At 47.1% G+C, this 11358-nt stretch carries 10 protein-coding genes and 1 pseudogene; 3 read left to right on the top strand and 8 right to left on the bottom strand.

Annotation, left to right across the window (positions count from 1 at the left end):
• From ABFC84_02465 to ABFC84_02435, 7 genes and pseudogenes are all read right to left on the bottom strand, one after another.
• A partial coding sequence (locus ABFC84_02465) for a hypothetical protein (protein MEN6411610.1) occupies positions 1-211 on the bottom strand: 211 nt, incomplete at its 3' end.
• A gap of 56 nt (positions 212-267) precedes the next feature.
• Positions 268-429, bottom strand: a complete 162-nt coding sequence (locus ABFC84_02460; GenBank protein ID MEN6411609.1) for a hypothetical protein — start codon at positions 427-429, stop codon at positions 268-270.
• Positions 430-442: 13 nt separating this feature from the next.
• Positions 443-739, bottom strand: coding sequence for a DUF2325 domain-containing protein (locus tag ABFC84_02455; protein MEN6411608.1), 297 nt, complete (start codon positions 737-739; stop codon positions 443-445).
• Positions 740-768: 29 nt separating this feature from the next.
• Positions 769-1370: pseudogene (locus ABFC84_02450) on the bottom strand (HD-GYP domain-containing protein).
• Between the two features lie 4 nt (positions 1371-1374).
• Complete coding sequence (locus tag ABFC84_02445) at positions 1375-2154, bottom strand: diguanylate cyclase (GenBank protein MEN6411607.1); 780 nt, start codon at positions 2152-2154, stop codon at positions 1375-1377.
• A gap of 123 nt (positions 2155-2277) precedes the next feature.
• Positions 2278-4647, bottom strand: a complete 2370-nt coding sequence (feoB, locus tag ABFC84_02440) for a ferrous iron transport protein B (GenBank protein ID MEN6411606.1) — start codon at positions 4645-4647, stop codon at positions 2278-2280.
• A 64-nt stretch (positions 4648-4711) separates the two neighbouring features.
• The gene (locus ABFC84_02435) at positions 4712-4936 is read right to left on the bottom strand and encodes a FeoA family protein (GenBank protein ID MEN6411605.1); all 225 of its coding nucleotides are present in this window, start codon (positions 4934-4936) and stop codon (positions 4712-4714) included.
• A 423-nt stretch (positions 4937-5359) separates the two neighbouring features.
• Here ABFC84_02435 and ABFC84_02430 point away from each other — a divergent pair, with 423 nt between their 5' ends.
• The 3 genes from ABFC84_02430 to nifJ all read left to right on the top strand — a co-directional run bounded on the left by ABFC84_02430 (position 5360) and on the right by nifJ (position 10399).
• Positions 5360-6124 (top strand): SDR family NAD(P)-dependent oxidoreductase, encoded by a 765-nt coding sequence (locus tag ABFC84_02430; protein MEN6411604.1) that lies wholly within the window; start codon positions 5360-5362, stop codon positions 6122-6124.
• Between the two features lie 28 nt (positions 6125-6152).
• Complete coding sequence (locus tag ABFC84_02425; GenBank protein MEN6411603.1) at positions 6153-6470, top strand: hypothetical protein; 318 nt, start codon at positions 6153-6155, stop codon at positions 6468-6470.
• A 422-nt stretch (positions 6471-6892) separates the two neighbouring features.
• Positions 6893-10399, top strand: coding sequence for a pyruvate:ferredoxin (flavodoxin) oxidoreductase (nifJ, locus tag ABFC84_02420; protein ID MEN6411602.1), 3507 nt, complete (start codon positions 6893-6895; stop codon positions 10397-10399).
• 170 nt (positions 10400-10569) lie between these two features.
• Here nifJ and ABFC84_02415 read toward each other — a convergent pair whose 3' ends face one another.
• A complete protein-coding gene (locus tag ABFC84_02415; GenBank protein MEN6411601.1) occupies positions 10570-11319 on the bottom strand; it encodes a hypothetical protein in 750 nt (249 codons plus the stop codon).
• Between the last annotated feature and the right edge of the window lie 39 nt (positions 11320-11358).

Below are 11358 nucleotides of genomic sequence, written 5' to 3'. Positions count from 1 at the left end.
GGCGGGCGTACAGCGACCAGCCATCTCCCAACTCCGTTGTCGCTTTCAGCCGGATGGTACTCATCGTACCGGAAACATCCGGACTGCCTGACGCCGTATCTTTCTCATATTTTACCAATACATCGCCTGTCAGCTGAACCGGGGCGGCGAAAGCCGCCGGCAGCATATAAACGCTTAACCCGAGCACCATCAAGGGAATAATTTTTTTCATAAACACCATCCTCTGCAAATAGTTCTTGTTTTCCGGTCCTAATCTATCCTCAAAAATTACTCCGGCAGTTTTGATGACTTGCAATGGCATATTTCTCCGCCTGGACACGTCCCGCTGCCGCACTGGCATACGTCTTTACCCGTAATTCTGCACCAGCCTAAATACGCCATATATCCTAATGCCAATACTACAATCACTCCCACTATGACTGTCTGCATTTCATAACCTCCTTTAACAAAAATCCATTAAATGACTGTTCTTTAGCTTTTCCTCTACGGCCCGCCAGGATCTTTTAGCATACACCAGCGGTATTGCTCGCGATTTTGCAATTTCTTTCACAGTTTGAGCCGTAGCATGGTTTACATAATTCGTAAACACTAGAATAAAATCTGTCCCCTTCGGTACACTTACCTTGCTTTTATCCAATGCTTTCCTTCCTGTGATGTGCTGTAATTCGGTAACCCCCATGGAATAAAGGTTCTTTTCAATACTGCCCAGATAATCACCGCCAATTACTACCACTGACATAGCAAATCCACCTCACTTTATCAAAAATTTTACACTGACAAATGCAGCAGTGCCTGACTTTTCTCTGCGATAATTGTGCTTAATGCATCCACAATCTCCGGATCAAACTGACTGCCCCGGCAGCGCAGCATTTCATTCATCGTATCACCCAAACTAAATACAGTGCGGTACGTTCGGCTGCTGGTCATGGCGTCAAAAGCATCCGCTACCGCCACAATTCTTGCTCCTAAAGAAATACTTCTGCCGCAAAGTCCGTCAGGATAGCCCTTCCCGTCAAAACGCTCATGATGATGGCGCACAATATCGGCAACGGGTAAAAGAATCTTCACCTTTTTGATGATATCATTCCCAATGACAGGATGCTGACGAATAATAAAAAATCTTGTCTGGTTAACTTCCCCGGCTTATCTAACACTGCGTCAGGAATTCCTATTTTACCAATATCATGGAGATGAGCTCCTACATGAACTTTTTCTCGTTCCGCCGCCGATAAGCCCAGATGTTTTGCCAGCAATTCCGAAAGTTCCGCGACTCTTTCGGAATGTCCTAAGGTAGAAGAATGCTTCGCATCAAGAGCAGTAGCCAACGCCTCAACGATATCATGCAAATCATTCCGCGTAAAATAATCCATCATATTAACGCTTCCTCGCAACTGATTTAAATGACTTGCTGAATGGAGTGCGTATCCGGATCAAATACAGAAATTCGATTTCGGCCATGCTGTTTAGAAAAATACAAAGCTTGAGTTTAAACCAATCAATATCCAGGCTTACCAAAGACAACGGCAGACAATTACGTTCCACTTCGGCAAATTTTTGTTTCAGGGTATCGAAAAAGCAGCGCCGGTTGGCAATTTCAGTAAGAGGATCGGTCATTGCCATAATCTGCATTCTGCAGCAGGCTTTTCCCAGAGCAGCAGTTTGTGCTTTTAACCGCCGCTGCGTATCCAGCAATTCCTGGTTCATAGAAACCAAATGCTGATTTTGCTCTGCTGTTCGCTGATGGGAAAGCTGCAAATCAACGATAAGCTGCTGTAAATTCTTTTCCCTAATTTCAATTTGCCGGGCCATCCAGTTCATATCTCGCATCAAAACCACGATTTCGTCCTCGCCATCGCCATCGCAGGATTCATTGGGCAATACCAGCCGCTCCTGATAACTTCCCTGCTTAACATGCCTGCAAAACCGGCGGATCTTAGCTAACGGGCTGCCAATCAGCCATCGAACCACGACCCCTGGTACGCCCAATGCCAATAGCAGCGCAATCACCAGCAATACTGCTTCGACTTGACTGGCTAAGCGATCGGCTGCCACAGCCGTGTTATACATAGCAAAAACAATGCTATGCGGAACGACGGTTAAGAGCAGTAACGCCAGTCGAAGCTTAGTAACCAAGACGATTCCTCCTTCATTCATCAGCCGTCAAATACCGCTTCGCCGCATTTTTTACCGGTTTACTAAATGCTAGTCCGCTTGAAGAGAAAACAGTCTCTCCCTTTTGTCTTGCAGTCAGTTTCTGGTTTCGTCATTTTTCATTGCTCAATATCCCAGCAGTATACCAATCTGGAAGACGGCAAAAGCACATATCCAGGCCAAGCCGGTAGAATACGCCGCACTAAACAACGGCCATTTCCACGAATTTGTTTCCCGGCGGGCAACGGCCAGCGCTGCCAGGCAAGGAGAGTACAGCAAGGTAAAAATCATCAAAGAGTAAGCGATCAGCGGCGTAAATCCGGGATCCAACGCAATTGCCTGTTCCAATCCGGACGAATCGTCTTCCACGTCGCCAACACTATAAATTGTCCCCAAAGTACTCACTAAAACTTCTTTCGCCGCTACCGCAGCCACAAGACCGACACCCATTTTCCAGTCAAACCCCAGCGGCGCAATCACCGGTTCGACCATTTTACCAAACCGGCCGGCATAACTATAGGCTAGTTTTTCCGATGCTTCTTCTTTTTTCAAGTCGTCAAGGCGATCTTCTTTTTGTTGATTCAAAACTGAATATTGCAGCGCATAGGAGAAAAGCTGCGGTTGTTCTTGCTCCAGGGCAGCAAGACGGGCCTCCTTTGTCTGATCTATTACATCCGCCGCATCTGCCGGCGCTGCAGGATCCTCATCCTCTTCCAGAGTATTCGCTTCGTCGATACGGGCAATCAGCTCCTGCAATGACGGATTAGCCTCCAGTGTTTCTATCCCTAAAGGCTGCAAGACAAAATTCTGTGTCTGCTGCGTAAACATTTCTTCCACTTGTGTTTTTTCCCCGGTAAAATCCCGGCCGTCCGGCAGATCACTGGGATAGTTTGTCAAAAACCAAACTAAAATAGTAGCCGCCAGTATCAATGTTCCGGCCTTCTTTAAATACAGCGCGCTCCGTTCCCACATATGAGTCGCAATACTGCGCAGCGTGGGAATATGATAAGGAGGCATTTCCATCACAAAAGCTTCTGTTGAACCGGGGAATAAGTATTTGCGGAACAATACGGCGGAAAGCACCGCTACAGCAATACCAATAAAATAAACAGAGAACATCACACTGCCGGCCCATTCAGCGGGGAAAAATACGCCGATCAAAAGTGCGTAAACCGGCAATCTGGCGCTGCAGCTCATAAAAGGGCTGACCAGGATGGTGACCATGCGGTCCCGTGGGTTTTCCAGGGTTCGCGTACCCATAATCGCCGGAACATTGCAGCCAAATCCCAGCAGTAGAGGAATAAACGACTTCCCGTGTAATCCGGCCGCTCTCATGACACGATCCATAACAAATGCAGCCCGGGCCATATAACCGGTGTCTTCCAGAAGCGCGATGCCGAGAAACAGCAGCAATATTTGCGGCAAAAAGCTTAAAACCGTACCGACACCGCTAATCACGCCATCCTGCAGCAGCGACTTTAAATCGCCCTCCGCCAGACTCTGACCGACAAAATCGCCCAGCCATTTTGCTCCATCTGCAATCCAGTCCTGGGGATAGTGACCAACAGCAAACACGAAATTAAACAATATCCACATAATGGCAAAAAAGATTGGCAGACCCAATACCCTGTGGGTTAAAATACGATCCAATTTATCCGACGCCGTTTGCGTCCATTTTCTGCGCTTTACAGCCACTGCCTGATAGATTTCACCGGCAAAATGATAGCGGCACTCCGCAATGATAATTTCAGGGTCTTCGCCAAGTGCTGCTCTTAAATCAGTACGCGCGTTTGCCGCCAGTGACAAAATTTTATTTCCGCCAGGCAGGCTGTCAACAGACTGTTGTACCTGCTGATCATTTTCCAGCAGCTTAATCGCCAGCCAGCGCAATGGATAATGAACCGCTGCCATGTTTGCCAGCCCATCGGCAAGCTCCTGAATTTTTGTTTCTATTTTTTCACCATAATCTAAAGTGAACGGGTGAAACTTATTTTCGGCCGCAGTTTCAATGACGGTCTGTAACAGCTCCTCCATTCCCTGATTGCGGTTGCCGACCGTCCGCGTTACCGGTACGCCAAGTTTGTCCTCCAGCACGTTGTCTTGTATTTTATTACCCATTTTTTCCGCCACATCCGCCATATTCAGCGCCAGTACTACCGGTCTTTCCAGCTCTAACAGCTGGACTGCCAGATATAGGTTCCGTTCCAAATTCGATGCGTCCAGAATATTAACAATAATATCCGGCTTGTCATTAATGATAACGTTGCGTGCCGCCAGTTCGTCCAACGCATTGGCCGTTAGACTGTATGTCCCGGGTAAGTCGACTACCAGTAAATCCTTGCCTTGAAACCGCCGGAATCCCTCCCGTTTTTCAACGGTTACCCCGGGATAATTGCCTACATGCTGACGAGCCCCTGTAATATTATTAAAAATTGTCGTCTTACCGCAATTCGGATTTCCGGCTAATGCGACCGTCACCCCTGCATTATCTGCCATACTGCAGCCTCCTTTTTTTTTTGCTTTTATCTAAACCATTCCTGATTTTTATCGTAAAACTATCTCATACCTGAACTTCAATCATTGCCGCTTCCGTTTTGCGCAAAGAAAGATTAAATCCTTTGATCTTTATTTCCATAGGATCACCAAGGGGTGCAAGCTTTTGCAGCAGCACTTCTGTACCGGCAACCAAACCCATATCAATAATTCGGCGCTTGACCATGCCGTTTCCCGTCACCTTGGCAACAACAGCAACCTCCCCCGGGCAAAGGTCATTCAATGTTTTTATCACTCTGCCACCTCCTTTCTTTTTAATTGATAACAATAATCATTATCATTGTGTAGACAAAAAAATATAGTGTTTCAATAAAATATACAAAAAAACCCTGATTTTTGCCATAATTTAAAACAATAGGGTATTCTTAATTGATAATGAATATCATTACAGATACTATACTAATAGGCTTAGTTGTCTTTGTCAATATATATTCCAATAACAATTTGAACAATTCCATATAAAGTAAATAAAAAAATTTATACAAATGCTGTAAACATATACCAAAAACTGCTATCATGTAAGTGAACTTAATATTATTGTTAAATATCAGCGTTTATTACGGTTAAATAATGGTGCTGTTGTGGGTTAATCATAGCATGTTAGCAGGAATTTGCCTGTTGGCCCATAACCCATAAAAGACAGGTGATATATAGCGTGCTCTACGACTTTAAAAGCAAAGTAGCCCTTATTACCGGCGGCACTTCCGGCATCGGCCTGGCGACCGCCCGGTTGCTGCTGCAAGGCGGAGCCAGAGTTGCCTTGATCGGCAGTCAAAAAAGCAAAGGCAGGCAGGCGCTCGCCGAGCTGGCTGAGTTCGGCGAACAGGCAACCTATATCCAGGGCGATATTTCCCGGGTAACGGCCTGCCGGCAAGCCGTTGATAAGACTGTGGAGCACTATGGAAAACTGGATATCGTGGTCAACTCTGCCGGCATCTATCTGGAAAAAGCGATCACCGAAGTCACGCCGGAAGAATATGAACGGATTATGGATGTCAACGTCAAAGGCACTTACTTTATCTGTCAGGCCGCTGTCCCGGCACTGCGCAAAACCCAAGGCTCCATCATCAACGTTTCCTCTGATGCCGGCCTAAACGGCAACATTCTCTGCAGCGCTTACTGCGCCGCCAAAGGCGCGGTAACCATTTTCACCAAAGCACTGGCACTGGAGCTGGCCCGCTATAACGTACGGGTTAACTGCGTTTGCCCCGGTGATATCGATACCCCTCTGTTGAAACAACAACTGGCTATGGCACCGAATCGTGACGCCTGTCTGAAAGAAATGGCCTCTGTCTATCCCCTCGGTCGCATCGGCCGGCCGGAAGAAATCGCCACCGTCATCTGCTTTCTGGCCTCTCCTGCCGCTTCCTTCGTCACTGGTTCTGCCTGGCCAGTTGACGGCGGTCTTACATCATGTTAAATTAACAGTAAAAAAAGAGGTGACCGCTATGGCCAAAATCCAAAAAAACCTAAGCGATACTGATATGCTGGCAGGTTATAAAGAAAAAACCACCTTCGAACACATTATCGACGACGAACCCGCCGCAAAGCCATCGGGGCACAACGGAAAAACTTCCGCCAATGACTTCAACCTTTCCTTCTTCACCCCCGAGCTGCAGGAAAAAGTCGGTAAAGCCCTGGTAGAACTCAAACTCAACTTGTATAAACAAGGAATCGTTGATTATACTATCAAAGTAACCGGCCAAAACAACCAAATTCTCCTCACTGCCGTACCTGCCAAAAAAAAGCGTCTTCTCCCGGAATAATCTTTCTCAAAAAGCAAAGAACGCGGTGACAGCCTTTCGTCTCAGATGAAAACCGTCACCGCGTCTTTACACCATGGCCTAAAAAAAAATTATATTTATGTAAAAAATGTATATTTATTCTTAATTTTAAAACAATTCAAGCACTATAACTTTGTGAAATTATTTTCATAAAGCAACTGCAGGAAATACCGTAATCAAAATGGCGCCCCTATATTTACATTGTTCCGGTATAGGTGTATAGTAAGTAATGAAGATAGTTGTGCATTTTGTATTATTGTTTAAAAATGCATAAACCGTATCGAATTAATTCAAGGCGCGTTTGGCGCAATAGTACCACCCATGATGGGTTTACCATCTATAATTATGCAACAATAAAGCTGCATAATCTTATTTTATTTAAAAAAAGGGAGGAATAATCAGTAATGAGAAAAATGAAGACCATGGATGGAAATACCGCTGCCGCTCATATTTCCTACGCGTTTACCGATGTGGCAACAATCTATCCGATTACCCCGTCGTCTCCGATGGCCGAGCATTGTGATGAATGGGCCGCTCAGGGTCGCAAAAATATCTTTGGCCAAAAAGTCCGCCTTATGGAGATGCAATCTGAAGCCGGTGCCGCCGGCGCCGTTCACGGTTCCTTGCAAGCAGGTGCTTTGACTACTACATACACTGCTTCTCAGGGTCTTCTGCTTATGATCCCCAACATGTACAAAATTGCCGGTGAATTGCTGCCCGGCGTATTTCATGTCAGTGCCCGCGCTCTTGCCGCCAACTCGCTGAACATCTTTGGCGACCACCAGGATGTAATGGCTGCCCGGCAAACCGGCTTTGCCCTGCTGGCGGAAAGCAGTGTGCAGCAGGTTATGGATCTGGCCGCCGTTGCCCATCTCGCCGCCATCAAAGGTAAAGTGCCTTTCATCAATTTTTTTGATGGATTCCGCACTTCCCATGAAATCCAAAAAATTGAAGTCCTGGAATATGACGAACTGGCAAAATTAGTAGATATGGATGCAGTAAATGCATTCCGCCGCAACGCCTTGAACCCGGATCATCCGGTAGTGCGCGGTACAGCGCAAAATCCGGATATCTACTTCCAGGAAAGAGAAGTTTCCAATAAATACTACGAAGCGCTGCCGGAAATCGTAGAAAACTACATGGCTGAAATCAGTAAGCTGACCGGTCGTGAGTATCACCTGTTCAACTACTATGGTGCCGAAGATGCCGACCGGATGATTATCGCCATGGGCTCTTCCTGTGATGCCATCGAAGAAACCGTTGATTATCTAAATGCCAAAGGCGAAAAAGTCGGCCTGTTAACCGTCCATTTATATCGTCCCTTCTCCCTCAAACATTTCTTTAAGTATATCCCGAAAACAGTTAAAAAAATTGCTGTTCTCGACAGAACAAAAGAACCCGGTTCCTTGGCTGAACCACTGTACTTGGATGTTAAATCCGCTTTCTACGGCAAAGAATCGCAGCCGGTTATCGTTGGCGGCCGCTACGGCTTAGGGTCCAAAGACATCGTTCCGGCTCATATTGTTCCAATCTTTGACAACCTGAAGCAATCCCAGCCAAAAGACGGTTTCACTGTCAGCATCGAAGACGACCTTACTTTCAAATCTCTGCCGGTTGGACAGGATATTGATACCACTCCGGCAGGCACCAAAGCCTGTAAGTTCTGGGGTCTGGGATCGGACGGCACCGTTGGCGCTAATAAAAGCGCTATCAAAATCATCGGCGACCATACCAGCATGTACGCCCAAGGCTACTTTGCTTATGACTCCAAGAAATCCGGCGGTATTACCGTTTCCCACCTGCGTTTCGGCAAAAAACCGATCAAATCGCCTTATCTTATCAACAAGGCTGATTTCGTCGCCTGCCACAACCAATCCTATGTTTTCAAATATAATGTTCTGGAAGGTTTGAAGCCAAACGGCAACTTCCTGTTAAACTGTATTTGGAATGAACAGGAACTGGAAGAAAATTTACCTGGGTTCATGAAACGCTACATTGCGAACAACAACATCAACTTTTATACCCTGGATGCCGTCAAAATCGCTCAGGAAATTGGCTTAGGCGGCAGAATTAACATGATTATGCAATCAGCCTTTTTCAAAATTGCCGATATCATTCCAGTCGAAGATGCAATTAAATATCTGAAAGATGCCGTTGTGACTTCCTATGGTAAAAAAGGCCAAAACGTAGTGAATATGAACAACGCTGCCATCGACAAAGGCGTTAACGCTATTGTAAAAATTAATGTTCCGGCTTCCTGGAAAAATGCGGCGGACGAAGCCATTGACGACTCTCATCTGCCAGCATTCATAAAAAATATTCAGAATCCCATGAACCGTCAGGACGGTGACAAGCTCCCTGTCAGCGCCTTCGTTGATTTAGCCGATGGCACCTTCCCGGTAGGAACTGCCGCTTACGAAAAACGCGGAATTGCTATTAACGTTCCTGAATGGCAAATCAACAATTGTATTCAGTGTAACCAATGTGCCTATGTATGTCCTCATGCAGTCATCCGTCCCATTCTGACTGATGCGGCTGAAGTTAAAAAAGCTCCCGCCGGTTTTGAAACCAAACCGGCAATCGGCGCCAAGGGCATGAACTACCGCATGGTCATCTCACCGCTGGACTGCACCGGCTGCGGCAACTGCGCCCAGGTTTGCCCGGCAAAAGAAAAGGCCCTGGTTATGAAGCCATTGGCTACTCAGCTGGACAACACCAAGCTTTGGGATTATGCCATGACCGTTGCGCCAAAAGCCAACCCAATGAACAAACTTACTGTTAAAGGCAGCCAGTTCGAACAGCCCCTGCTGGAATTTTCCGGTGCCTGTGCCGGCTGCGGTGAAACTCCTTACGCCAAACTGGTTACCCAGCTGTTCGGTGACAGAATGATGATCGCCAACGCTACCGGCTGTTCCTCCATCTGGGGTGCAAGCGCACCGGCAATGCCTTATACCACCAACCACAAAGGCCACGGTCCTTCCTGGGCAAACTCTCTGTTCGAAGACGCTGCCGAATTTGGCTTAGGCATGTTCCTGGGCGTAAAACAAACAAGAGACGCATTAGCGGCTGACATAAAAAAAGCCCTTGAGCTGCATATCAGCGCCGAGCTGAAAGCCGCTTTCCAGGATTGGCTGGATAACCAAAACAATGGTGCTGACACCCGGGAAAGAGCCGATAAGCTGACCGCCCTGCTGGAATCGGAAAAAGGCAGCGATGAGCTCTTAAATAAAATCTATACCAATAAAGATTTCCTGGTGAAACGTTCCCACTGGATCTTCGGCGGCGACGGCTGGGCTTACGATATCGGCTACGGCGGCGTAGACCATGTCCTGGCTTCCGGCGAGGATATCAACATTCTGGTATTTGATACCGAGGTATACTCCAACACCGGCGGTCAATCCTCCAAGTCCACTCCAACAGCGGCAATCGCTCAGTTTGCTGCCAACGGCAAAACCACTAAAAAGAAAGATCTGGGCATGATGGCCATGAGCTACGGCTATGTATATGTAGCGCAAGTTTCCATGGGAGCCGACAAGAACCAAACCCTGAAAGCAATTGCCGAAGCTGAGGCTTATCCCGGACCGTCCCTCATTATCGCCTACGCTCCTTGTATCAACCACGGCCTGAAAGCCGGCATGGGCAAGAGCCAGGAAGAAGCCAAAAAAGCGGTAGAATCCGGCTATTGGGCATCCTATCGCTTCAATCCGCAGTTGAAAGAGGATGGCAAAAACCCCTTCTCCCTGGATTCCAAAGCTCCTACCGCCAACTTCAGAGACTTCCTGATGGGTGAAGTCAGATACGCTTCCCTCAAGAAACAGTTCCCGGATATTGCGGATAAACTGTTCGAAAAGACCGAAAAAGATGCGGCCGAAAGACTGGCAGGCTACAAACGTCTGGCTTCCCAGGAATAAGAACCGTGAACCGAACAGAGACATTGAACCCTTGCGGCGTTCAATGTCTCTGTCTTATTTTCTAAAACAATGGCCAGTGAATTTCCGGCTTTTATATTTCGCCAATTTAAACGACAGACTCTTTCTGTCAAAAAGGCGTTGAGACAGATGTCTCAACGCCTTTTTGACATTTAATGAGGCCATTTTGTCAAATCATCGGTGCCATACTTGGTCTTAGCCCGCTGGAGCATGGCGGCCACAGAATCCTCCAGCTCCATTCCTTCGCCTGGCCGAAACGGACCGGTAGCCGTAAACTTCCAGCCGTCACCTATCTTATTCAGCACAAATTCCATAATCGTATATTTAACGTTTCCCGATAAATCCAGTCCGTTAACCAGTTCCCGGCTATATAAACAAGCGCCTCTGATTTCGCTAGGACCAGCATCGGCAATTTCCACATCCCGCAAGGTAAAATGACCGTAATTGCCAATCCAGTCAGTAAACTGCTCGGAAGAAAGTTTGCGGGCGACAACATCCACCGCCTGCAGCTTAGCCAAGTCCTGACCGTTAAAAGCTTCCATCCGGACCTGCAACAAAGGAATCACCTGCCGTTCTTCGGCGGCAATATACCGGTCTGTTGTACTAATTTGCAGAATTTCCACCGCCCGCCCCCACATCCTGGCGCCAACTAAATCATCGCGAAGCCTCACCTGGCACACCACCGCCAGACCGTCTTTACGAAATTCCTTGCTTAACCGGACTGGCTGGTATTTCTTCCCTTTGTCGCTTAATATGCCATACGTACCTTCTGTTACCGCATAGCGTACCGTTCCTTTAATCCAGATGACATTTTCGTCAGCCGCCGGCGCGGAGAAAACCGTCAGAGGAAAAAGCAGCAGCATAGCCATAATTAAAATCATTCTGGTCTGACTTCGCACCATAATATCCTCCTAAATCTATATCTGTATATAGGGATTACC

The organism is Veillonellales bacterium, assembly GCA_039680175.1.
Lineage (GTDB): Bacteria > Bacillota > Negativicutes > JAAYSF01 > JAAYSF01 > JBDKTO01.
Note: the sequence above shows the minus strand (reverse complement) of the source record. Positions and strands in the feature narration are given on the sequence as shown.